This window comes from Sporanaerobium hydrogeniformans (genome assembly GCF_002735925.1).
GTDB classification, from domain to species: Bacteria; Bacillota; Clostridia; order Lachnospirales; family Cellulosilyticaceae; genus Sporanaerobium; species Sporanaerobium hydrogeniformans.
Map to the genome: position 1 here is coordinate 66,934 of NZ_PEDL01000006.1, position 23,975 is coordinate 90,908.

The 23,975-nt window shown below is 36.4% G+C and carries 20 protein-coding genes and 1 riboswitch; of the genes, 6 read left to right on the forward strand and 14 right to left on the reverse strand.

What is annotated here, in order from left to right:
- Window positions 1–89: 89 nt before the first annotated feature.
- The 7 genes from CS063_RS07850 to CS063_RS07880 all read right to left on the reverse strand — a co-directional run bounded on the left by CS063_RS07850 (window position 90) and on the right by CS063_RS07880 (window position 7,845).
- The gene (locus CS063_RS07850; protein WP_099449148.1) at window positions 90–1,082 is read right to left on the reverse strand and encodes an ABC transporter ATP-binding protein; all 993 of its coding nucleotides are present in this window, start codon (window positions 1,080–1,082) and stop codon (window positions 90–92) included.
- The gene (locus tag CS063_RS07855; RefSeq protein ID WP_099449226.1) at window positions 1,082–2,056 is read right to left on the reverse strand and encodes an ABC transporter ATP-binding protein; all 975 of its coding nucleotides are present in this window, start codon (window positions 2,054–2,056) and stop codon (window positions 1,082–1,084) included. Before CS063_RS07855 ends, CS063_RS07850 begins: the two co-directional genes overlap by 1 nt.
- Window positions 2,057–2,075: 19 nt before the next feature.
- Window positions 2,076–2,966, reverse strand: a complete 891-nt coding sequence (locus CS063_RS07860; protein ID WP_099449149.1) for an ABC transporter permease — start codon at window positions 2,964–2,966, stop codon at window positions 2,076–2,078.
- A gap of 15 nt (window positions 2,967–2,981) precedes the next feature.
- Entirely contained in the window at window positions 2,982–3,986 is a 1,005-nt protein-coding gene (locus CS063_RS07865) for an ABC transporter permease (protein ID WP_099449150.1), read from the reverse strand.
- A gap of 136 nt (window positions 3,987–4,122) precedes the next feature.
- Window positions 4,123–5,715: an ABC transporter substrate-binding protein gene (locus tag CS063_RS07870; RefSeq protein ID WP_099449151.1), complete on the reverse strand. Its 1,593-nt coding sequence runs from the start codon at window positions 5,713–5,715 to the stop codon at window positions 4,123–4,125.
- 463 nt (window positions 5,716–6,178) lie between these two features.
- Entirely contained in the window at window positions 6,179–7,048 is an 870-nt protein-coding gene (locus CS063_RS07875; protein ID WP_099449152.1) for a methionyl aminopeptidase, read from the reverse strand.
- Between the two features lie 14 nt (window positions 7,049–7,062).
- The gene (locus CS063_RS07880) at window positions 7,063–7,845 is read right to left on the reverse strand and encodes an SDR family NAD(P)-dependent oxidoreductase (RefSeq protein ID WP_099449153.1); all 783 of its coding nucleotides are present in this window, start codon (window positions 7,843–7,845) and stop codon (window positions 7,063–7,065) included.
- Between the two features lie 272 nt (window positions 7,846–8,117).
- On the opposite strand from CS063_RS07880, the gene CS063_RS07885 reads away from it, so the two are divergent.
- Together CS063_RS07885 and CS063_RS07890 are read left to right on the forward strand one after the other, a co-directional pair.
- Window positions 8,118–8,498, forward strand: a complete 381-nt coding sequence (locus tag CS063_RS07885; RefSeq protein ID WP_099449154.1) for a GntR family transcriptional regulator — start codon at window positions 8,118–8,120, stop codon at window positions 8,496–8,498.
- 2 nt (window positions 8,499–8,500) lie between these two features.
- Entirely contained in the window at window positions 8,501–9,622 is a 1,122-nt protein-coding gene (locus CS063_RS07890) for a DUF1648 domain-containing protein (RefSeq protein WP_099449155.1), read from the forward strand.
- A gap of 145 nt (window positions 9,623–9,767) precedes the next feature.
- Here CS063_RS07890 and fusA read toward each other — a convergent pair whose 3' ends face one another.
- From fusA to iorA, 5 genes are all read right to left on the reverse strand, one after another.
- Window positions 9,768–11,840 carry an elongation factor G gene (gene fusA, locus CS063_RS07895; protein WP_099449156.1) on the reverse strand — a complete coding sequence of 691 codons (2,073 nt, stop codon included), beginning with the start codon at window positions 11,838–11,840 and terminating at the stop codon, window positions 9,768–9,770.
- Between the two features lie 190 nt (window positions 11,841–12,030).
- Window positions 12,031–12,429, reverse strand: coding sequence for a hypothetical protein (locus CS063_RS07900; RefSeq protein ID WP_180270728.1), 399 nt, complete (start codon window positions 12,427–12,429; stop codon window positions 12,031–12,033).
- 245 nt (window positions 12,430–12,674) lie between these two features.
- Window positions 12,675–13,910 carry a serine hydroxymethyltransferase gene (locus CS063_RS07905; RefSeq protein ID WP_099449158.1) on the reverse strand — a complete coding sequence of 412 codons (1,236 nt, stop codon included), beginning with the start codon at window positions 13,908–13,910 and terminating at the stop codon, window positions 12,675–12,677.
- 164 nt (window positions 13,911–14,074) lie between these two features.
- The gene (locus CS063_RS07910; protein WP_099449159.1) at window positions 14,075–14,656 is read right to left on the reverse strand and encodes an indolepyruvate oxidoreductase subunit beta; all 582 of its coding nucleotides are present in this window, start codon (window positions 14,654–14,656) and stop codon (window positions 14,075–14,077) included.
- A gap of 1 nt (window position 14,657) precedes the next feature.
- Window positions 14,658–16,385 carry an indolepyruvate ferredoxin oxidoreductase subunit alpha gene (iorA, locus tag CS063_RS07915; protein WP_099449160.1) on the reverse strand — a complete coding sequence of 576 codons (1,728 nt, stop codon included), beginning with the start codon at window positions 16,383–16,385 and terminating at the stop codon, window positions 14,658–14,660.
- Between the two features lie 193 nt (window positions 16,386–16,578).
- On the opposite strand from iorA, the gene CS063_RS07920 reads away from it, so the two are divergent.
- Complete coding sequence (locus CS063_RS07920; RefSeq protein WP_099449161.1) at window positions 16,579–17,361, forward strand: threonine/serine exporter family protein; 783 nt, start codon at window positions 16,579–16,581, stop codon at window positions 17,359–17,361.
- Window positions 17,358–17,798, forward strand: a complete 441-nt coding sequence (locus tag CS063_RS07925) for a threonine/serine exporter family protein (RefSeq protein WP_099449162.1) — start codon at window positions 17,358–17,360, stop codon at window positions 17,796–17,798. Before CS063_RS07920 ends, CS063_RS07925 begins: the two co-directional genes overlap by 4 nt.
- 79 nt (window positions 17,799–17,877) lie before the next feature.
- Here the strand turns inward: CS063_RS07925 and CS063_RS07930 are convergent, their stop codons facing one another.
- Entirely contained in the window at window positions 17,878–18,744 is an 867-nt protein-coding gene (locus CS063_RS07930) for a DegV family protein (protein ID WP_099449163.1), read from the reverse strand.
- Window positions 18,745–18,940: 196 nt separating this feature from the next.
- Between CS063_RS07930 and CS063_RS07935 the strand changes: the two genes are divergently transcribed.
- Entirely contained in the window at window positions 18,941–20,566 is a 1,626-nt protein-coding gene (locus tag CS063_RS07935; protein WP_099449164.1) for a hypothetical protein, read from the forward strand.
- 84 nt (window positions 20,567–20,650) lie between these two features.
- A riboswitch (Fluoride riboswitch) is annotated at window positions 20,651–20,722 on the forward strand.
- 57 nt (window positions 20,723–20,779) lie between these two features.
- Entirely contained in the window at window positions 20,780–21,955 is a 1,176-nt protein-coding gene (locus CS063_RS07940) for a cation:proton antiporter (RefSeq protein WP_099449165.1), read from the forward strand.
- 851 nt (window positions 21,956–22,806) lie between these two features.
- On the opposite strand, the gene CS063_RS07945 is transcribed toward CS063_RS07940, so the two are convergent.
- Complete coding sequence (locus tag CS063_RS07945) at window positions 22,807–23,868, reverse strand: hypothetical protein (RefSeq protein WP_099449166.1); 1,062 nt, start codon at window positions 23,866–23,868, stop codon at window positions 22,807–22,809.
- Window positions 23,869–23,975 lie beyond the last annotated feature (107 nt).

Sequence of the window (23,975 nt, forward strand, 5' to 3'; positions counted from 1 at the left end):
TCAATATAATTTTATTTATATGTCTCAATGATTTTACAAAAAAAGGCAGAGACTTATTGTCTCTACCTTTTTACTAAATAACCTTTTATTTATTGAACTTGTTTATGACATGCTACATAATGCTTGTTTCCTGTTACATCTATAATTTCTGGACATTGTTTGTCACACGCCTCTAACTTACCTACATAGCAACGCGTACTGAAACGACAGCCTTGTGGCGGGTTAATAGGGCTAGGTACATCTCCTTTTAAAAGAATACGTTCCTTATTTCTCTTAAGTTTAGGATCTATAACAGGTGTAGAAGAAAGTAATGCTTTCGTATAGGGATGCAAAGGATGATCATATAACTCATGCTTTTCTGCAAGCTCTTGAAGCTTTCCTAAATACATTACCCCTACTCGGTCACTAATATGTTTTACCACGTTAAGCCCATGCGCAATAAATAAGTAGGTTAGACCAAACTCTTCTTTCAAATCTACAAGAAGATTAAGTACTTGTGCTTGAATCGATACGTCCAGTGCAGAAACAGGCTCATCACACACGATAAGCTTAGGTTCTACCGCTAAGGCCCTTGCTATTCCTACTCTTTGACGCTGCCCTCCTGAAAATTCATGAGGATAGCGATTACGTTGATGACTTGCAAGTCCTACACAGTTTAAAAGATAGAGCACCCGCTTTTCAATTTCATGAGCTGGCAAAAGCTTATTAATATGGATAGGTTCTGCGATAATATCTCCTATTGTCATACGTGGATTAAGGGAGGCATAAGGATCTTGAAAAACGAGTTGAATATCCTTACAGTAAGCTCGTCTTTCTTTTTGGCTTAGCTTACCTAAATCCACTCCATTATAAATAATCTCCCCACTTGTAGGTGCATAAACATTGGCTAACATCTTACCAATAGTTGTTTTGCCACAACCACTCTCACCTACAAGACCAAAGGCTTCTTGTTTATAAATTTTAAAAGAAACATCATCTACTGCTTTTAAAACCTTGGTAGGTTTCCCAAAGAAATTTTTCTCAACTGTAAAATGTTTCGAAAGGTGATTAATCTCTAATAATACTTCATTATTTACTGCCATTAATGAATCACCTCCAAATCATTTGTGTAAAGATGGCATCTTACTTTTCTACCATCCTTTTCTCTTATAGCTGGCTCTTGTTCTTTACAAATGGACATGCACTTTTCACAACGGTCAGAAAAAGCACAGCCTGCTGGCATATTCATAGGGTTAGGTACCATTCCTTTTATCATATAAAGTTTTTCTTTATCTTCATCTGCTCTAGGAATAGAAGCTAGTAGGCCCATCGTATAAGGGTGCAGTGGTTTTTCAAAAAGCTCTTCTACCTTGGCTTCTTCTACTACCTTACCACAATACATAACGACTACTCGGTCTGCCGCTTCTGCTACAACTCCTAAATCATGAGTGATAAGAAGGACTGCCATGCCTAGCTTCTCACGTAGGCGATAAATAATATCTAGTATTTGTGCTTGAATCGTTACATCAAGAGCTGTCGTTGGTTCATCTGCAATAAGGAGCTCTGGATTACAGGCTAGAGCCATAGCAATCATAACACGCTGCCTCATCCCACCAGACATTTGATGGGGGTAATCCTTTACACGTTGACTTGGTGAGGGAATCCCTACAAGTTCTAGCATCTCTACTGCTCTTTGCATCGCCTCTTGTTTAGAAAGTTTCATATGCAAAATAATACTTTCAGTAAGCTGATCCCCGATGCGAAGAACAGGATTAAGAGAGGTCATAGGTTCTTGAAAAATCATAGAAATTTGATTGCCACGTATGGCACGCATTTCACTTGCAGATTTATCTAGTAAATTTTCTCCTTTAAAGAGAATCTCTCCTTCTGTTACCTTTGCATTTCTCGCTAAAAGTCCCATGATAGAAAGAGAGGTTACACTTTTACCTGAACCACTTTCTCCTACAATAGCAAGGATTTCTCCTTTTTCACATTGAAAGCTTACATCATTAACAGCTTTTACCATTCCTTTTTTCATTTTAAATTCAGTTTTTACATTCTTTACTTCCAATAACATCGACTCACCTCTTTTCACATCAACTTCTTGCTTTAGGGTCAAAGGCATCTCGAAGGCCATCCCCTAATAAATTAAAGGCCATAACCGTAAGTGTAATAGCAATACCTGGAAAAATAAGCATATAAGGTGCTTCAAAAATAAATACTCTTGCACGTCCTAACATGTCACCCCATTCTGCATAAGGAGGCTGTACACCTAACCCTAAAAATCCAAGAGCAGCTGTCTCTAACACTGCTGTTGAAATCCCCAAAGTCGCACGTACAATAATCGGAGAAAGTACATTGGGTAAAATATGTTTAAAAATAATTTTGGTATCACTATTTCCAATCACCTTGGCAGCCTGTACATACTCACTATCTTTAATGGCCATAATACTACCTCGTACAATACGTGCATACTCTGGAGTCGTTACAAGACCAATGGCAATAACTGCTTTATCAATCCCTCTTCCTAAAGCTGCCATAAAAGTAATCGCTAAAAGGATATTAGGAATGGACATCATAATATCCATGAGTCGCATAATAAAAGTGTCTATTTTTCCACCTTTATAACCTGCTATTGCACCTAGCACTGTTCCTATACAAAGTGCAAAGCTTACTGCAGTGAGACCTACTACTAAAGAAACTCTTGTTCCGTCAATAACACGAGAAAAAATATCTCTTCCTTGTTCATCAGTTCCAAACCAATGAGCTACTGAAGGAGGTTGTTTGTTAACAGATAAATCTGCATAGTTCGGATCATAGGGCATAAGCCACTTACCAAAAAGTGCAATAAAGATAAGAAAACCAATAATGACCATCCCTACCACTGCTGCTTTATTTTGAATAAGTGCTGACCACATTTGCTTTATTTCGGATTCTGGTTTCTCTAATTTCCCTTGTTTGTTTTCATTCATTTGTGCTTCACTCATAGTTTCCCCTCCTTCTTAAGAATATTTAATACGTGGATCAAGAAAAGCATAGATAATATCTACTACAAGATTCATCATAACAAAAATAAAAGCAACTAATAATACAACTCCCTGTACAATAGGGAAGTCTGACTTCATAATAGCTTCTACTGTATATTTACCGATACCTGGCCATGCAAAAACCGTTTCAGTTAGTACAGCACCGCCCATTAAAGAGCCTAACTGTATCCCAATAACGGTTACAATAGGAATAAGTGCATTTGAAAGGGCATGTTTACGAATAACTTTTCTTTCTACGATTCCTTTTGCCCTTGCTGTACGTATGTAATCTTGCGAAAGAGTTTCCAACATAGTACTACGTGTCATTCGAGCAATAATAGCCATTGAATACATCGCTAAAGCAATAGATGGCAATACTAAATGCCTAACAGCCGAGCTAAAAGATTCCATATTGCCTTTGATGAGACTATCTATAAGGTAAAAACCTGTTACATTTTCAGGTCTTAATAAGGTTTCAATTCTACCTTGTGCAGGTAACCACCCTAATGTTCCTGAGAAGAAAATAATAAGTAAAATACCTAACCAAAAGATAGGCATCGATACCCCTACTAAAGAAAGTACCATGCTCATATTATCTATCCATGAGTTCTTTTTAACTGCCGAAAGAACTCCCAAACTCATTCCAAACACTGACGCAATAATAATGGCACAAAAAGCTAACTCTAAAGTAGCTGGAAAACGTGAGAAAATTTCTTTGGCTACTGGCTTTTTACTATAATAAGACGTTCCAAAATCTCCTTTAAATACGCCTTTCATATACTCCACATACTGAGTAACTACAGGCTGATCTAAACCATTGGCAGCTCGCCACTCTACCATTTTCTCCTCAGTCGCATGTTGCCCAAGTACGATACCCGCTGGGTCTGGAGAGAATACACGCATAATGGCAAAAATGATAATAGAAACACCTAATAATACAGGAATCAATAAGAGTAACCGCTTAATAATATATTTGATCATTCTTGTTTGCTCTCCTTTCAAAATCATTTTTTAGTTTTATATTAGTAGGACCATTTAAATAGAACAAAGGGCTGTGACAAAAGCTCCATTACTTTTTATCACAGCTCCTTTTCCCTATTTCAATTATTTCGTTATCTTATTTATACATTTCTCTAAAGAAAATGTTACCTGTTGGGTGGTAAGAGTAGTTTTGTACAGCTGGTGAGTAAGCTGAAAGGCTATTAGCATGGCTGATAGGTACCCATACACCAAGTTCTGCTATATATTGTTCTGCTTTAGTGTAAAGTGCGTCTCTTTCAGGACCTTTTTCTGTACTCGTTCCTTCTGTAATCATCTCTTTAAGTGTTTCATCATTTAAACGTGCTACGTTCATAGCTGCGTTTTGATCACATAAAAGATTTAAGAAATTATCTGGGTCACCATTATCTCCGATCCAACCATAGAAGCATACATCATAGTCACCTGCTATTACTTTATCTTTGTAAGTTGTCCAGTCATAATCTTCGATAACTACTTCCACTCCTACTTTACTCCAGTAAGATTGAATAGATTCAGCTAATGCTTTATTTCTTGCATTATAAGGTCTTGGGTTGTTATACACAATCATCTTAATAGGTTGATTAAAGCCAGCTGCTGCAAGCTCTGACTTAGCTGCTTCTGCATCATAAGCAATTTGTTTAATTTCTTCACTAAAACCTGGCATAAAGGAAGGTAAAATAGAAGTTGCAAGCTCTGCATAATCACCATAAAGTGCTTTTACAAGCTCTGGTACATTAATTGCTTTTGTAAGAGCTGTACGAACAGCTACATTATCAAAAGGTGCACGTGTCGTGTTATAAGCCATATAGTTGATATTCATGCCAGCTACATTATAAAGTTTATTACCATCTGCTTCAATTTGAGCCACACCTGTTGAATCAATACCATCAATCATATCTACATCGCCATTTTTAAGGGCTACGATACGTGCTGAGTTATCTGGGATAAATTTAAAAACAATATTTTTTGTTTTCGCTGGCTCTCTCCAGTACTCATCATTTCTTGTTAAAACGATATCCTCAGATGGATTCCATTCTACAAATTTATAAGGACCTGTTCCTACTGGACTTTCATTCACATTCCCGCCACTTGCTTCAAGAGCTGCTGGACTTACTATAGGTGCTGCAAGGCTCATTGCAAGATTGGCAAGAAATGCTGTATTTTTCTTTGTTAAGTTAATTTTCACACTGTATGTATCTACTACTTCTACATCTTTTACATCTGCAAAAACAAAGCTTGCATAAGGCATATCTTCTTGACGAAGTGGTGGTAATTGTCTATCAATGTTTATTTTTACTGCCTCTGCATTAAAGTCTGTACCATCGTGGAATTTAACACCCTCACGAAGCTTAAAGGTATAGCTTAAGCCATCTTCTGAAACTTCCCAGCTTTCTGCAAGACAAGGTTCAAGTTCTGTTGAATCTTTTGCATAAGCTAAAAGTCCTTCATAGATATTAACGATAACTTTTGAAGACTCACCATCATCTACAAATGCGGGGTCAAGTCCACGAGGTTCAGAACCTTGTCCAAAAACAAGGACATCACTTCCTGTTTGAGCTGTTGCTGTATCGGCGCTTTGTGCTTGATTCGTTGAATCTCCTTTTTGAGTTGTTGCTTTATTACCACCACAGCCTACTAGCATAGTAAGTGCAAGTAATGGTGCTACAACAAGTGCTAATTTCTTTTTCATATCTCCATCTCCTTTTTTATTCCTTATTCATTTCTAGCATTCTTATTAAGTCTACTCATTTAAATAATCGCATAAATCCTTGTATTATGTTTCCTTTTAACTGTAACTTATGTTATTAGTTTTTTGCTTATCCTTTTATAAAATGCCAAAAAATGACGGGAATAAGGCATTTAAATTCAATGCTACTTAAAATTTCTTAATCATTATAAGTGGCTATGAATTTTTATACTTTATTTAAGTCATTATACACACTTGTAACCTTGCTTGTCAACTGATTAACATAAATAATTCAATAAATATTAATATTATATTTTTATGTTAATTTTGATGTTTTATTTTGCAAATCCTTCAAATTTCAAATACTATCGTTAACACCTATTACTTATTATCTCTTATAAATTAAGGAAATAAAGAAGCATCCTCTTTCCATTAAAGGATGCTTCTTTATTTCCTCTTTCTATCTTTATTTAGCAAGTATTTCTACTCCTGTTTCTGTTACAAGCACTGTACATTCCCATTGAGCTGATAAACTATCATCTTCTGTATAAACTGTCCAACCATCTTCCTCATCGAAATAAACTTCATAGTCACCTTCATTAATCATAGGCTCTACCGTAAATACCATCCCTGGAACAAGTACCATACCTGTCCCTCTTTCACCTACATGTGGCACAAAAGGTTCTTCATGAAAAGCTTTACCAATACCATGTCCACCTAAATCCGTCACCACTGAATAGCCATTTTTTAAAGCATGCTCTTCTACAACTGCACCAATATCTCCTAAAAATCCCCAAGGTTTAATAGCAGCAATGCCCATTTCCATACACTCTTTAGCTACTTCTACAAGCTTCTTTGCCCGCTCACTTACCTCACCAATCATAAAAGTTCTAGAAGCATCTGCAAAATAACCATCTACAATGGTAGTCACATCTACATTGACAATGTCACCTTCTGCTAAAATAATATCTTCTGAAGGAATACCATGGCAAACCACATTATTAATAGATACACATGTGCTTTTAGGATAACCATTATAATGAAGAGGAGCAGGGATGCCACCCTGTTCAATCGTATAATGGTGAACTAACTGATTAACTTCTTCTGTACTCATTCCCGCCTTAATTCGGCTAGCAACAAGATCAAGAGCACCTTCATTTACAATGGCACTCCTTTTTATACCTGCTATATCAACCTCTGTTTTTATAAGATGTCGTTCTGGTACTTCATAACCTTGATGCTCGAGTGCCTTTAATTTCTCATCAAAGGCAAGATGACATTTTTTATATTTAAGACCGCTACCACACCAGCATTTTTCGTTACGATTATCTGACATTTATTTCATCCTTTCTATTTACAAACCTTATGTTTACTTTCTTCTATCATCAGTTTACGCTGATAATTGGCAACTAACTTCTTTGCCCACCTTCTAGGTATACATACAAATAAGCGCTGTATCACACTAGGAAAAATAACCTTCTTTCCTCTCACTAACCCTCGATATGCTTTTTTTGCTACTTCTTCAGCAGACATAGCAATACCTGCATCCTGCCGCCCTGCTCTTCGAGCAAATTCTGTCTTAGTGGCTCCAGGACAAAGGGCTGCTACCTCTATATGATAAGGAGCAAGTTCCATTTGCAAAGCTTCTGTAAAAGATAAAACATAAGCTTTTGCTGCATAATAACTAGCTATATAAGCTCCTGGATGATAAGCGCCTGTGGAAGCTACATTAAGGATTTTACCCCCACCTTGCTTTTTCATCTCCCTGGCAAAAAGCTTAGTTATTTGGGTTAGGCTAACTATATTAAGCTCCAAAAGCTCACGTTCTTTTTCTTCTGACTGTTCCAAAAACTCCCCAACATAGCCAGCACCTGCGTTGTTAATCAGAATTCTTACTCTTCCTTCTAATGCTGTTACCTTTTTAAACAGCCTATAGGGTGCCAGTTTCTCACTTAAGTCCTCTACTATAACATGTACCTCTATGTTTTCGGTTTCTAACTGTTTTTTAAGCTGTACTAATTGCTCTTCTCGTCTAGCTACTACAATCAAAGAATAACCATTAGAGGCAAATTCTTTAGCTAGTTCATAACCTATTCCACTAGATGCACCTGTAATTAAAACATATTCCTTCATCTTAGTATATCCCTTTTCTACTTTTGTTAATTCTTTTACCTATGCTTTTCCCAAATCGTTTTCTCTGTTCATCCTTTATCTTCTTCTCTCACAAAAATCTCCTATTTACTTATCCTTAGTATCCTATTCATGCTACTTTATTTCCTTTTAAGCATACTCCTTACCTCTAAGAGCGTCAATCTTTCTTCTTTTATTTCTTGACATATACTTTTGATTTTGTTATATATATTATATAACAAATAGTTCATATATAACTCGAAAGGAGCATCATTATGCTTATTGAACTTGATTTCAGTAGTCAAAAGCCTATTTATGAACAACTTTATGAGCAAATTATTTTTGCCCTCGCTAGAGGGAGCCTTAAGCCCGGTGAAGCTTTGCCTGCAGTAAGAACATTAGCAGAAGAAATTGGTATTAATTTACATACTGTTAACAAAGCTTATACCCTTTTAAAAGATGAAGGTTATGTCAGTATGGATCGTCGAAAAGGAACACTTATTAATAAGTTTCCTATTCATACTCTTCATCCACCTAGCCTACTCTTAAAGGAACCTCTCGAACTACTTGTGGCAAAATCCCGTCTCATGGGGATGAAGCAAGAAGACTTCTTAACACTTTGTCAAACTATTTATTCTGATTATAAGGAGGATTAACCATGACAGAATCTACATTTATTTTTATTATTTTACTTTTTGTATTCACCCTATGCTTTCTAACCTTTACTTTTTCACAAAAGTTTTCTAGACCTCATCAATGTTTTGGGGTTACTTTAAATGAAAACTATCAAAAAAATCCTTCTATTCTCAATATCACTCGTCAGTTCTTTAGGTATTCTACGTTTATTTTTATCTTCTCTCTTTTGCTTGCTTTGATAGGTTATGCCTTATTAAGCGAGGATACTTTCGGGCTAGCGATTCCTTTTCTAATCATTTTAACAATGATTGGTTACTTTGCAGTCTATATAATAACTCACAATAAAGTAAAAGCTTTCAAAAAAAACTTGAAAGAAAAACCTATCGTTCCTACTAAAATGGTAGTAGATACTACTTTTATACAAGAAAAATTACGCCTTAAAAACATTTTTAAAATTCTTTTTAGTGCGCCCTTACTTTTCAACCTATCAATAAGCCTCTATACCTTCTATCGTTATCCTTCTGTACCTGACCTAATTCCTATGCATTGGAATTTCATGGGGCAAATTGATGCTTGGACCCCAAAATCTTTTTTCACTTTGCTTATGCCTAGCATTTTCTCTGTCTTCCTAGTGATTATGCTCCTTTTTACAGTTACCAGTCTCTTTAATGCACGCGGAAAGCTTAATCCCAAAAAGCTTGAAGGAAGCAAAAAAGAACTACTCATCTATTTAAAATGTCAGGCTTTTAGTATTTATTTACTTACATTATCGATTTCCTTAATGTTTGCCAGCATCGCTTTTGCTACCTTTACTGCCTCAGCTATGAGCAAACCTATAATGCTTATCTTTGGTGCTCTCCTCTTAGCAGGAGTTCTCTTAATGCTCTATGGTACCTTTAAATACAATCGTAAACGTTCACCTAAAACGAGTGAAGAAGAAGACTTTAGCTATGCTCCTGAAGATGATGATAACTACTGGGTATGGGGTTCCTTTTATAATAATCCTAACGATCCTTCTCTCTTTGTGGAAAAAAGATATGGTGTAGGGTGGACTGTTAATATCGGAAACAAAAAAGGTAAATGGTTACTTGCCTTTCTTACCCTTTTTGTTCTCCTCTCCTTAAGTCTACCTCTTATATTATAGCAACTTTTTACTCACTATCTATTTATAGTACCTATAAGCAAAATCACTTTAAATAGCATCCTTATGTTATAAATATGCAACCAAAAAGACACCCCAAGCTATCACAATGTTGAGGTGTCTTTTCTCTTTCTTTTTATCTCTTCTCTTAAGCCATATCTTTGCGAGCTGCTATTACCTTTTGCTGCACATCTATAGGCGCTTCTTCATAACGTTCAAAATAATAATCAACGTCCCCTTTTCCTTGTGTCATAGAACGTACATCTGTTGCATAGGTATAAAGCTCTGCCATAGGTACCTCTGCTATGATGACTTGTTTTTTTCCTTTTAACTCCATACCAACCATACGTCCACGGCGCTTTTTCATATCTCCCATAATATCCCCTGTATATTCGTCTGGTACCGTAATTTCCACATGGGCAATTGGCTCTAATAACGTAGGTTGTGCTTTAGTTAAACCTTCTTTAAAAGCAATCGTAGTTGCCATTTTAAAAGCCATTTCCGATGAATCTACAGGGTGATAGGAACCATCTACTAAAATAGCTTTTACCCCTACAACAGGATAGCCTGCTAATACACCTCGCATCACACATTCTTCCAAGCCTTTTTCTACTGCTGGGAAGTACTGTTTTGGAACCGATCCACCAAATATTTTTTCCTCAAAAATATAAGGCATTTCTAAATCACCAGATGGCTCAAATTCCATCTGCACATCCCCATACTGCCCATGACCACCTGATTGCTTTTTGTGTTTACCACGTACATTTACCTTTGACTTAATGGTTTCACGATAACGTGTCGTTGGATTTTCCAAATAAACATCTACTTTAAATTTAGTCTTTAGCATGCTTACGATGATTTCTAGCTGTTGTTTGCCTATGCCATAAATAACTGTCTCCCGCGTTTCTTTATCATATTCTATATAAAATGTCTTATCCTCTGCCATAAGCTTAGCTAGGGAGGTAGACATCTTTTCTTCATCCCCTTTACCACTTGGAAAAATAGCCATCTTTACAAAAGGTTTAGGATAAACTATTTTTTCATAACTTATTGGAAAAGCTTTATCTGCTAAGGTATCGGAAGTTTGTGCCGTTTTAAGCTTTGCTACTGCTCCAATATCCCCTGCATAGAGCTTTTCTACTTCTTTTTGCTCTTTACCTGAGAGCACATAAAGATGACTTAGCTTTTCTGCTTCATTGGTACGGCTATTAATAAGGATATCATCTGTTCGCACAATACCGCTTCTCACTTTAAAAAGTGAAAACTTCCCGATAAATGGATCCACAATTGTTTTAAATATAAAAAGTGAGGGTTGCTTCGTACTATTACAAACAACTTCTATAGGCTCTTCGTTCATTCCTAAAACACCTAACGCTTTATTTCCCTCGTCAGGGGAAGGAAATAGATCAAGAATTGTATCCATAAGCACAGAGATGCCTGTACTATATAGGGAGCTACCACATAAAACAGGTACTATTTGTTTTTCCATAACTCCTTTTCTATAAGCTTCTTGGATCTCTTCTGGTGTCATTTCTTCCTCTGCAAAATATTTTTCCATTAGTATTTCATCGCTCTCTGCTACTGCTTCTAATATCATTGTTCGAACAGGTGCAATTTTTTCTTTTAAGCAATCTGGAATAGGGCAAGTAACAACCTTTGTCCCATCAAATCTCCTTCCCATCATCTTTAACACATGGACATACCCTACAAATTTACCTTCTTCATACCAAGGTACTTGAACTGGGGCTATACTACTTCCAAATTTTGCTTTACACTCTGTTAGGATAGCTTCCATGTCTACATTTTCTGCATCCATTTCTGTTACAAAAATCATTTTAGGAATATTAGCTTCTGTAGCATATTCCCATGCTTTTTCAGTACCTACTTCAAGACCTGCTGAGCCTTTCATGACAATAAGAGCACTATCTGCTACACTAAGAGCCTCTTTAATGCCACCTACAAGATCATAGTAACCAGGGGTGTCTAAAATGTTAATCTTATGCTCCTTCCATTCAATAGGTACAAGAGAAGTACGGATAGAAATTTTGCGTTTCACTTCTTCTGGGTCAAAATCACTTACGGTATTACCAGCTTCTACCCTGCCAAGCCTACTGGTCATACCTGCTGTATAAAGCATTGCTTCTGCTAAAGTAGTCTTTCCTGCCCCACCATGTCCCAGTAGGGCAATGTTCCGAATGCATTTGGTTTCATAACCTTTCATATAAACTACCTCCTCCAGATATTAAATTGCTAATCCCTTATATTATTATTTCTACACTATTTATAATAATTCCTTTTTTTATATAAAAATAATATATATTTTATATAATTTTAGTAATAAATTTTTCTGATAATTTTATTTAACAAAAAAAGATATTACCTACCAAGGTAATATCCTTTTAACTTCCTTATTATGCAACTATTCTAGTTATTTCTTGCGTTAAATCTTCTAATGTAAGCTTTATATCTACTTTTTTTGCAAATTCATAAAGTTCCTTTACTTTATCCTCTTCTAATTCTTTTACTTTTTTATCTTCTAAGTAATGAATCATGTAATTTGTAATAAGCACTTCAAAATTCCTCATGAAAATACCAATCAAGTAATCATTTAGGAAAAGCATCTGCATAATAGTTGAATCAATATCTAGTCTCATATATTCGAGTACTGCTTCATTAATAATACGTGAAATAACAGCTTCTAAAGAACCTTCTTTTTCTTGCCATAATTTACTTAGTATTTGCTCTTCATTTATATCTTTCAATTCATTTTTAGTTACTAATGGTAAATAAAGCTCTGTCAATTTTTTCACATCAATCCCCCCTACACTTACCCTATACTCTATTTTTTTTCCATTTTTCTCTTTATACACTGCTTTTTTATCTTCATTGGTAGATGATTTTATTATAGCATCTTTAAATAAGGTTATCATTATTTTTAAGTGCCAAATATCTCTTCTCTTTTAAATGTATTTTGCCTATAAAAAAAGAGAAACTACTTGTTTTCACAAGGTTTCTCTCTGTTTTTAACAAAATAAATTTAATTTTTTAGAAAGGATTAATAGAGTGGATATTTCGCAAGCAATGCGCTTACTTTCCCTTTGCATATCTCTTGATTTCCCTCAAAGTCCTTTAGAGTTAAGAAAATGATTTCTGCAATCTCGTCCATATCTATTTCTTTCATTCCTCTTGTTGTAACAGCTGGTGTGCCAAGTCTTACACCACTTGTCACAAATGGAGAGGCTGGATCAAAAGGAATGGTGTTTTTATTACAAGTAATACCAATCTCATCAAGCATATGCTCTGCTTCTTTACCTGTTACATTCATATTCCTTACATCTAAGCTCATAACATGGTTATCCGTACCACCTGAAACAATACGAAGGCCTCTGTTTGTTAAAGCAGCTGAAAGAGCCTGTGCATTTTTAATAATTTGCTCTTGATAAGCTTTAAACTCTTGACTCAAAGCTTCTTTAAAGCTTACTGCTTTTGCTGCAATTACATGCATAAGTGGTCCCCCTTGAATACCAGGGAAAATAGCCTTATCAATGATTTGAGCATATTCCTTGCTACAAAGAATCATACCACCTCTAGGACCTCTTAAGGTTTTATGAGTGGTCGTTGTCACAAAGTGTGCATAAGGCACTGGATTTGGATGAAGACCTGCTGCTACTAGACCAGCAATATGTGCCATATCTACCATAAGATAAGCTCCTACTTCATCTGCAATCTCTCTGAATTTCTTAAAGTCAATAATACGAGAGTAATTGCTTGCTCCTGCAATAATCATTTTAGGTTTTGCTTCTTTTGCCATTTCTCTTACTTTTTCATAATCAATACATTCTGTTTCAGCTGCTACCTCGTAAGAAACGATTTGATAATGTTTACCAGAAATATTTACTGGGCTACCATGAGTTAAATGCCCACCATGGCTTAAGTTCATACCCATTACGGTGTCTCCTGGTTTAAGTACTGCAAAGAAAACAGCTTGATTGGCTTGTGAACCTGAGTTAGGTTGTACATTGGCATGTTCCGCACCAAAAAGCTCCTTTGCTCTTTCTCTTGCTAAATCTTCAACCTTATCTACAACTTCGCAACCACCATAGTAACGTTTACCTGGGTATCCTTCTGCATATTTGTTCGTAAGCGGACTACCCATTGCTGCCATAACTGCTTCTGAAACAAAATTCTCAGATGCAATAAGTTCGATTTTATTTCTCTGTCTATTGGTTTCCTCTACAATTAGCTCTGCAATTTCTGGGTCTACATTCTTCACTTGCTCTAATGAATACATGATTTACCTCCCTTAGGATAGTTGTCAAATAACGAATCCTTCTTTTTAAAATGACTTTATAATATCATTCAAGAGAAGAACTTTATTTCTTTTAATATATCTTATTTCTTCTTATTTGTACACTACTTCATGAACATTATTTAAAATTACAAAAAAATTGTTCGTTATTTATTGAGATAGGCTTCATAACCTCTTCTAAGTGCTTCCTTATTCATTGCAACAGTGTGTGGAGGGACGGTTTTCTCAATAATATCTTTCCATTCTTCTAGACTATCCCCAATATATGCTGCATATGCACCAATCATAATCATATTAACTACTTTTACATTTCCAATTTCTTCTGCAATAGCTAAAGCATCAATGAGACATGTTTGCTCACAAGCTGCTTGAAGTTGTTCTAAGATAGCATCTGGATAAGTAGCTGCACCCATTACAACTGGCATAGGGTCAATACGCTGTGTATTTGCAATAACAACCCCATCTTTTTTAAGAAAAGGCATATAGCGTAGGGCTTCCAGCTTCTCAAAAGCAAAGATAATGTCTGCTTCACCAAGTTCTACAAGTGGTGAATATACCTTATCTCCATATTTTACTTGCATTACTACACTGCCTCCACGTTGTGCCATGCCATGTACTTCTGACATCTTCACATCATAATTTTTGCTCATTGCATAGTTACCAATGATACGTCCTGTTAAAAGGGTTCCTTGTCCACCTACACCTACAATCAGTATATTCTTTGTCATTTTATTTCCCCCCTCTATTAATAGCACCTTTGTGGCAAGTTGATGCGCAAAGCCCACAGCCTGCACAGAGGGCACGATTAATACTTGCATGTTTTTCACCTTTTTGAATAGCTGGGCAGCCCAATTTTAAACATAAACCACAATTGATACATTTCTCTTCTTCAATTTCAAAAACATCCCACTTTTCTTTGATGATGAGCTTACAAGGTGCTTGTGTAATGATAACGGATGGTTCTTCTTTTACTGTTTCTTCTTTTAAAGCCTTTTCTACAGCCTTCATATCATAAGCGTTAACAGCTACCACATTTGGAATACCTATTGCCTTACAAAGTGCTACTAAATCCACAGTATAAGTTGGTTCTCCTTTTAGTGTTTTGCCTGTGGTTGGATTGTGTTGATGACCTGTCATACCCGTAATGGAGTTATCTGCAATAATAAGGGTGGACATGCCTTTGTTATAAACCACATCAATAAGCCCTGTAATACCTGAGTGTATAAAGGTAGAATCACCAATAATTCCTACTACCTTTTTAGCAAATTCCTTGCCTCTTGCCTTTTCCATACCATGAGCCATACCTACACTGGCACCCATACAGACACAAGCGTCAATAGCATGATGAGGTGGCATAGAACCCAGCGTGTAACACCCAATATCTCCCATAACCGTTAAACCTAATTTCTTAATAACTGTATAGACGCCACGATGTGGACAACCTGGGCAAAGTACAGGTGGTCTACCTGGAAGAGGTTGAGGACTTCTTGCTTCTGGTACCTCTAAGCCAAAAGCTACTTTAATTTGGCGAACAGTAATTTCACCTTGTCTACCAAAAATTTCCTTACCTTTTGCCACTATTCCTAAAGCTTTTACCTGCTCCTCAATAACTGGTTCTAACTCTTCTACTATGTATACTTCTTTAAATCGACTAGCGAACTCTTTAATTGCTTCAAGTGGCAGTGGATTCACCATAGCTAATTTCATAATATTGGCTTTCACACCAGCTTCTTTTACATATTGATAGCTAATTCCACTGGTAATAATCCCTATCTCACTATCGTTTTCTTCTACTTTATAAAGACCTAATACTTTACTATCCTCAGCTAATTGGTTCATGCGCTTTTCTACAACGATATGACGAGGCTTTGCATTCCCCGGTGTCATAACGTATTTAGGAATATCTTTTTTATACTCTTTTAAAGCTATTTGTTCTTTCTCTGCAAGTTCTACTACACCTTGTGAGTGAGAAACACGTGTTGTTAGTCTTAAAATCACAGGTGTATCATATTTTTCACTGATTTCCATACCAAGCTTTACATATTCCTTACATTCTTGGCTATCTGAAGGCTCTAAAACAGGTACATTGGCAGCACGTGCAATCATACGTGTATCCTGTTCATTTTGTGAACTATGCATCCCTGGATCATCTGCCACAAAAGCAACAAGTCCAGCATTTACTCCTGTATAAGCTACTGTAAAAAGTGGGTCTGCTGCAACATTTAATCCAACATGTTTCATAGCTACAACACTTCTAGCTCCACCAAAAGAGCTACCAATAGCGACTTCCATGGCCACCTTTTCATTCGGAGCCCACTCAGCATATATATCATCATATTTAGCAATTAACTCTGTAATTTCAGTACTAGGCGTACCTGGATAAGCAGTTGCTACAGTTACTCCTGCCTCATAGACACCTCTAGCAATCGCTTCATTTCCCAGCATTAACTTTTTCATTACAATCCACCCTCTCTATCTCTTAATTCCAGTATTTTTGCAACTTATTATCATCATAACATCATTATTCTTTTATTTTCAAGCTTTTATCTATAATTTTAAATTGAATCGCTATTTTTTTATTTCTTCCTAGCTTTACACCCTAAATAAGAGAGAGTATACTTAAAAATATTATTGAGTAAAAGGAGTTATTATGGAGCCATTATCTTGTCATGAGCAACTTCTTAATTTCGCTGTAAAAGCAGGCGAATTAATGTTAAAAAGTGGAGCTGAAATTTATCGTGTAGAAGATACAATTACACGCCTTTTAAAGGCAAGTCATTTTGAGTCAGTAGATACCTTTGTCATCCCTACAGGTATTATGGTGACCATTGAAGACACCTCCTTTTCCATGTGTACTAAAATAGCACGTGTTAAAAATCGTGTTACCCGTCTAGATAGAGTTGAACTTATTAATCAGCTTTCCAGGGATTACGTATTAGGGCTCATCTCCTTTGAAGAAGCCTCTAGTCGTCTTCAATCCATCGAGCAGGCAAAAACCTACTCGTCTTTAACAGTTAATTTATGGATTGGTATAAGCTGTGCCTTTTTTTCTATTATGTTTAAGGGTAATAGTATTGACTTCTTTATTTCTTTTTGTATTGGACTTGTGGTGGGTTCTATGCATGCTCGTCTTATGCAAAAAGAAATTGTCAACTATTTTGTGCTGTTTATCTGTTCACTCTTTATTGGTGTGAGTGTCATATGTGCTCACTTCCTCTTAGGTAACCGTATGAATATGGAATCCATTGTGATTGGTTGTATTATGCCCCTTTTACCTGGAGTTGCATTTACCAATGCTGTACGTGATGCCATTGGTGATGAACTCTTATCGGGCATCTCTAGGGCTACAGAAGCACTGCTTATAGCTGTATCTTTAGCTGCTGGAGTAGGTATTGCTCTTAGTTTTGGTTTTTGGATTGGAGGCATCTTATGATCAATCATTTTATACTCAGTTTAATCAGTGCCTTTATTTCAACTATTGGCTTTTCTATTGTCTTTCATATTCAAAAAAAACATCTTTTAATTTGCGGTATTGTGGGCGCAGCAGGTTGGGCTGTTTATCTCATTGGTGAAGAGGTACATCTTTCCCCTGTAATCTCCACCTTTCTTGCTAGCCTCTTAGTAACACAGATTTCCTATTTTCTAGCTCGTACACGTAAAACACCTGTTACTGTTTTTTTAATTGCCGGTATTATTCCTCTTGTTCCTGGGTTAGGTCTTTACCGCACTATGTACTCACTCCTCACATCAGACTATTCAAAAGCTATAGAATACGCTATTCTCACTTTTGAGTTGGCAGGCGTTATTGCTGGTGCAATTGTCATCATTTCACTCCTTCCACTTATTTGGCGGCCTAAAAAATCTAGATAAATACACTAAAAAGAGGTTATTGAAACAGAAGACGTATATGCCTTCTATTTCAATAACCTCTTTTTAGAGCTTTTTACAACTAGCGCTTTTCTCCTTGGAAAAAGACAGCCACTGTACCTGGTCCTGCATGAGTGCCAACAACTGGTCCAATACAGTTCACAACAACGTCTTTTACACCTACTTCCTCTAAGAGTTGTTTTTTTAGCTCTTCAATGTCTTCCTCACAATCTCCATGACTTATGAAGACAACTTGTGCTTGTGGATTCACAATGTTTTTCTTAACTCGATCCAGTAGCTCTCTGAGGGACTTTTTTCGTCCCTTCACCTTTGAAACAGGTATGAGACGTCCTTCCACATCTACCTGCAAAATAGGTTTAATACTTAGGAGACTGCCCAGTGTAGCTGCTGTTTTAGAAACACGTCCTCCTCTATAAAGGTGGTTGAGATCTTCTACCGTAAACCAATGATTTATCTTAAGCTTGTTTGTTTCTATCCAATTAACAACAAATTCTTTATCTTTACCTTGCTTAATAAACTCACAAGCATAGTAAACAAGTAACCCTTGTCCAAGGGAGGCAGACTTGCTATCAATAATAGTAATATCAAAGTCTAGATTTTGTTGTTGAATTTCTTTAAGAGCTAAGCGTGCACTGTTTACACTTCCACTTAAAGCGGATGAAAAACCAATATAAATAATGCTTGTCTCAGTATCCGCATACCTTTTGAAATTCTCTTCATAGGTGTACTCATTCACTTGAGAAGTCGTTGGCATTTCTCCACTTCTCACTGCATTATAAAAATCCTTATAGGTTAAAGATCTCCCTAAATCATCTTCTCTATTCTCTCCTTGTAAATTAACTGTAAGAGGCAACACAATGATGTTGTTTTCTTTTACGTAACTATAAGGTAAATCACAGCATGAATCTGTCATCAATACTATTTTCACATTTCTTCCCCCTTAGTTCATAGTCTATTCCTTCTTTATATTATAATAAATATTTCCACTTTTTTATAGGCATTCTTTTTATTTTCTTCACATTTTATTTGAAATAACTTGTTATGCTTAGAGAAGATATATTTTTTATGAGAAGCAAACCTTTTATGCCTTGCTTCTTTATCGACTCACACTTAAGGGAGGATTTATGAAAAACAAGCTCTTTGCCTTATTAGGCGCACTACTTATTGTAGGGGTATTTGCTTATGTGCAACTACCTGTTTTAAAACCTGATTTTACTTCCTTGTATATGACAGTTATTTTATTCCTTGGACTTTTTGGGTGCTTTTGTATGGACCGCAGTGCATTATGGATGCTTTCTAAAACCTCTAAGGTATGTTTTGGTCTTGCTGGTATTTTGTTTGTCTATGTTTTAGTCATTCCACCCATTACTTCTATTCCTTTTTTACATGCAAATAGCTATAGAAATCTTATTGGAGAGGTTACTGAAAGTAACTTTTCAGAGGATGTTAGCCCTGTTAGCGTAGAGGATATTCGCCTTGTTGATGAGCAAACAGCTATTCGCTTAGGTGATAAAAAGCTAGGTGAAATCCCTGCCCTTGGAAGTATCTCTAAATTAGGTGAATTTCATATTCAGAAAATAAAAGATGATCTTTACTGGGTTGCTCCTCTTGTTCATCGGGATATTATTAAATGGGTAACAAATCTCAGTGGAACCACTGGTTATATTATGGTTTCTGCAACGAATCCCCAAGATGTACAATTCGTTCAAGAATTAGATGGTAAACCTGTGAAAATCGTTTACCAGCCTGACGCTTATTTGCACCAAGATTTAGCTCGTCACATGTATACCCATGGTTTTGCTAATGTTGGTCTTACAGATTTCACTTTAGAAATCAATGATGAAGGTCGGCCTTATTGGGTGGTTACCTTATACGAGCACAAAGTAGGCTATAGTGGTAGTGATGCCATTGGTGTAGCTACTGTAGATGCCCAAACTGGTGAAGTTGCAAGTTATACCCCTGAAAATGCACCTGAATGGGTAGACCGTATTCAACCTGAAAGTTTTATTGGAAAACAAATCAATGATTGGGGACTTTATATTAATGGCTTCCTTAACTCTCAAATTGCCGAAGAAGGTGTTCTTTTAGCTACTCCTGGCATGTCCCTTGTCTATGGTGAAGACGGTTCCTCTTACTGGTACACAGGTATTACTTCTTCTGGCGCAGATGAATCTACTATTGGTTTTATGCTTGTTAATACCCGTACGAAAGAAGCTAAACTTTATAAACAGCCTGGAGCAACGGAAACAGCTACTATGCGCTCAGCTGAAGGAAAGGTACAAGAAAAAGGCTACAATGCTACCTTCCCTGTGATGTATAACATTTTAGGTACACCAACCTATGTGATGTCTCTTAAAGACAATGCAGGACTTATTAAAATGATTTCTTTTGTTTCTGTAGAAGATTATAGCTTGGTTGGCATTGGTGAAACGAAGCAAGCAGCCCTTAGAAGTTACAAGGAAGCTCTTAAGGCTAAGGGAAATGATATTTCTATTGCCGGTCAAGGTTCATCTACTCAGACAGTAGAAGGCTTAATCACCCGAATCAACCAAGATGTACAAAGCGGCAATACCTATTATTACTTTATGGTTGATAAGCTTCCTCATATTATCTTTAATGGTTCTTCTTCTCTTTCTAACGAACTTCCTGTTAGCCAAGTAGGAGACCCTATTAAAATTAGCTATGATAGCTACGATGATATAACTATTGATTTAATTAGCTTTGACAATTTAAATATTATAGCTGACTAGACTCCTTATATTGTTATCTCTACCTCTTCTTATAGAAAAATAGTATTGCATTTGTCCTTTGTTTTTGTTATGATGATTTCGTATTTATATAAAGGGAATGAAGTGCTCCCTTGGGAAACCAAAACCGCTTATTAAGCTAATGACTTCTGTACATTCTTTGTTACAGGACTCATTGGCTTTTTTATGTTTATTATCTATTGAGGAGGCATTTTCATGTTAACTAGTTTAGCTCTTATCTTTTTACTTGGTCTTATTTTAGGAAGTATTTTCTCTAAATTAAAACTCCCTAGCCTTTTAGGCATGTTATTTACAGGTATTCTATTAGGCCCTTATGTGCTTAATAGATTAGATACTTCCATCCTATCTATTTCAGCTGATTTGAGACAACTAGCCTTAGTCATTATTTTAACTCGGGCAGGTTTAGCTCTTAATACCCATGACTTAAAAAAAGTGGGACGTCCTGCTATCCTCATGTGTTTTATTCCTGCAGTTTTTGAAATAATAGGCATCCTACTTCTTGCTCCCCCATTATTAGGAATCTCTTTACTTGATGCTGCCATCATGGGAACTGTTGTTGCTGCTGTCTCGCCAGCAGTCATTGTCCCCCGTATGTTAAAACTAATGGAAGAAGGGTACGGTGCTAAGAATAGTATACCCCAACTGATTATGGCCGGTGCCTCCGTGGATGATATTTTTGTGATTGTATTATTTACCTCTTTCACTGCTTTGGCTGCAGGTGGAAGTTTCACACTGGCAACAATCCTTCAAATTCCCATTTCTATTATTTTAGGGATCGTCGTAGGTATTCTCTCAGGACTCGGATTAGTGATACTATTTAAAAACTTTCATATGAGAGACTCCGCTAAAACACTCATCTTATTAAGTATTGCTTTCTTACTCATTGCTCTTGAAAAAGCACTTAAAGGAACCATTCCATTATCCGGATTATTGGCAGTTATGAGTATGGGGGCAACGCTTTTCCAAAAATATACTCCTCTTGCCAAACGTTTATCTAGTAAATTTTCTAAACTATGGGTAGGTGCTGAAATCTTACTCTTTGTGTTAGTTGGAGCAACCGTTGATCTGAAATATGCTGCCTCAGCAGGCATTATCGCTCTTTTTATTATATTAGGAGCTCTCCTCTTTAGGATGTTAGGCGTATTTCTCTGTCTCTTAAAAACAAATTTATCTTTAAAGGAAAGGATATTTTGTATGATTGCCTACTGTCCAAAAGCAACTGTTCAAGCAGCCATCGGTTCTATCCCCCTTGCTATGGGACTCGGTTGTGGTCAGATTGTTTTAACCGTGGCTGTCCTTTCTATCCTTATAACAGCACCTTTAGGCGCTTTAGGTATAGATATAAGTTATAAACACTTCTTAGAACACTAATATTACTTACACTTCCCCTATCTATTTTTTCAAATAACTAAATTTCAGTTTGTTGAGGTGTTTTACACATTAGACTACTAAAAAGAAAGGGATAGGGGTGTTCTCAGGGCCCGCAAGTAAGGGAGCTCTTCACCAGCTTCTCGGTCCTCGGATGGGTAAAATCTAAGTTCAGTCCAATAGGCTAACGGTCCTACCTATCACAAGAAAGGCACTTGTGATAACGTCCCTAAAAGCAGCCTATAGGACTTCTCTAAGATTTTACATCCATCCTGTGGAGGAAGCTTGCGAAGAGCTCCCTTACTTGCTAGCCAATGTTTTATCCTGTTCCTATTTTTTTATCTTTCTTATTCTTCTACTACAGTGATCATACTATAGTATGATATTCCATACCCTCAACATTTTAGAGGACTCTTACTAGTAAAACAAAGGTATTGACTTATCCATCATGTCTTTAGAAGGAATATGAAAAATTTAAACTTTCGTGATACAGTGCAGAGCAAGAAAGAAGGCTTTTCGCAGGTTTCCTCCACAGACTTTCGCAAAGTCTTGGTGAAGGCCTGTAGGCTGCTTTTAGGGACGTTATCGCAAGTGTTCTTCTTGCGATAGGTAGGACCGTTAGTCTACAGGACTGAGCCTAGAGTTTGCCAAGGCGAGGACCCAGAAATCGGAGAAAAGCCTTCTTTCTTGCGGCCGCGCCGACACCCCTTCTTTTTCTTGACTTCTAGGACGCCAAGAGTACTTCAACAAACTAAAATTTAAAAAATCTAAAGAGACTACTATCTCACACATTTTAATGTGCTTGATAATAGTCTCTTTCTATTTACCTAAGAACTAGAGCCCTTTTTCATCTCTTATTTGTTACAGCTACATCCTTTTGAACAGCTACATGGATTACAACTGCATCCTTTTTTGCAATGTTCTTCTTTTTCACCTAATGTCTTTGCGTCTGTTCCTACTTCTAAAGGCTGGATACTTGGTTCTAAAAGATCACCACATACGAAGTCTAAGCAACTATTTTCTTCACTTTCCTGAATAGGAGCAAGTTTTGGTGGTACAGTAAGTCCTGCATGTTGGAATTTGTATTGGATAAAGTAAATAACCTTAAAGTATAAAGTTAAGCCAATAGCAAAGCAACTATCTCCATAACCTACTACTTTTGCAAGTGCTTGAACAGAAATCCCTTGTTGTACAGTATTATTAGCATTAAAGCGTGTAAAAGCTTTCATATCTTGGCAGCCACATACACCATGTTGATTCGCTACAAAACCGATGAAATTAATAGTAGGTACTAACTTGTTGCATCCCATTGGATTCTCAGGTGCATAAGAAATACCATAAGGTGTATAGAGATCAAGAGATACACAAGATGGATTAGTACATGGATCAAAGCCTTCATCATGTTCGCTTCCTAAATAACGAACTGTCATCATTCCTTGGCTAACTACTTTGCAGTAGCTATCGATTAAGGTAACCGCAAAGGTTACTTCGATATCTTTTAAAGTTACTCTACTTAAGTTAGGATTGTTTTTTGCAGGTTTAATTTCAGAAAATCTACATCCACATGGATCTACAAAGTTAAAGTCAATGTCTACTACTTGAAGTTGAATTTTATCAGCATCTTCAAAATCTTTTTTGCATAAGCCAGAAAATAGAATATTTGTCTTTTTGTCACAGTCGCAAGAACCTACTTCTGTAAGCTCGTCAAGGCATACTGTACGGCAAAGGTTAAGACCACTTTCATCAAATACAACGGGAGCCATCATCGTTAGGAGTTTAGGTTCTCCAATAGGTGGGCACATAGCAACTTGTTGAAGAGGACTTTCTTTATTTTCAGCAGGATGACAAATGTCACAAATTCCTGCATTAGGTTTCGCAAAAAACTTCACGTCGTTATTACAACAACATTTATTCATAATTTAAAACCTCCTGTATGATTCTTAAAATAGGTGTGAATCATAATTTGTCGTTTCCAATACTATAATATGGAAATTAAGGTGCTTTGGTTACATTTATGTATAAA

What these genes read in the sequence shown, in the direction of transcription:
- CS063_RS07850 (WP_099449148.1), bottom strand. Translation starts at nt 1,082, where the DNA reads ATGGCAGTAAATAATGAAGTATTATTAGAGATTAATCACCTTTCGAAA.
- CS063_RS07855 (WP_099449226.1), bottom strand. Translation starts at nt 2,056, where the DNA reads ATGTTATTGGAAGTAAAGAATGTAAAAACTGAATTTAAAATGAAAAAA.
- CS063_RS07860 (WP_099449149.1), bottom strand. Translation starts at nt 2,966, where the DNA reads ATGAGTGAAGCACAAATGAATGAAAACAAACAAGGGAAATTAGAGAAA.
- CS063_RS07865 (WP_099449150.1), bottom strand. Translation starts at nt 3,986, where the DNA reads ATGATCAAATATATTATTAAGCGGTTACTCTTATTGATTCCTGTATTA.
- CS063_RS07870 (WP_099449151.1), bottom strand. Translation starts at nt 5,715, where the DNA reads ATGAAAAAGAAATTAGCACTTGTTGTAGCACCATTACTTGCACTTACT.
- CS063_RS07875 (WP_099449152.1), bottom strand. Translation starts at nt 7,048, where the DNA reads ATGTCAGATAATCGTAACGAAAAATGCTGGTGTGGTAGCGGTCTTAAA.
- CS063_RS07880 (WP_099449153.1), bottom strand. Translation starts at nt 7,845, where the DNA reads ATGAAGGAATATGTTTTAATTACAGGTGCATCTAGTGGAATAGGTTAT.
- CS063_RS07885 (WP_099449154.1), top strand. Translation starts at nt 8,118, where the DNA reads ATGCTTATTGAACTTGATTTCAGTAGTCAAAAGCCTATTTATGAACAA.
- CS063_RS07890 (WP_099449155.1), top strand. Translation starts at nt 8,501, where the DNA reads ATGACAGAATCTACATTTATTTTTATTATTTTACTTTTTGTATTCACC.
- fusA (WP_099449156.1), bottom strand. Translation starts at nt 11,840, where the DNA reads ATGAAAGGTTATGAAACCAAATGCATTCGGAACATTGCCCTACTGGGA.
- CS063_RS07905 (WP_099449158.1), bottom strand. Translation starts at nt 13,910, where the DNA reads ATGTATTCATTAGAGCAAGTGAAGAATGTAGACCCAGAAATTGCAGAG.
- CS063_RS07910 (WP_099449159.1), bottom strand. Translation starts at nt 14,656, where the DNA reads ATGACAAAGAATATACTGATTGTAGGTGTAGGTGGACAAGGAACCCTT.
- iorA (WP_099449160.1), bottom strand. Translation starts at nt 16,385, where the DNA reads ATGAAAAAGTTAATGCTGGGAAATGAAGCGATTGCTAGAGGTGTCTAT.
- CS063_RS07920 (WP_099449161.1), top strand. Translation starts at nt 16,579, where the DNA reads ATGGAGCCATTATCTTGTCATGAGCAACTTCTTAATTTCGCTGTAAAA.
- CS063_RS07925 (WP_099449162.1), top strand. Translation starts at nt 17,358, where the DNA reads ATGATCAATCATTTTATACTCAGTTTAATCAGTGCCTTTATTTCAACT.
- CS063_RS07935 (WP_099449164.1), top strand. Translation starts at nt 18,941, where the DNA reads ATGAAAAACAAGCTCTTTGCCTTATTAGGCGCACTACTTATTGTAGGG.
- CS063_RS07940 (WP_099449165.1), top strand. Translation starts at nt 20,780, where the DNA reads ATGTTAACTAGTTTAGCTCTTATCTTTTTACTTGGTCTTATTTTAGGA.
- CS063_RS07945 (WP_099449166.1), bottom strand. Translation starts at nt 23,868, where the DNA reads ATGAATAAATGTTGTTGTAATAACGACGTGAAGTTTTTTGCGAAACCT.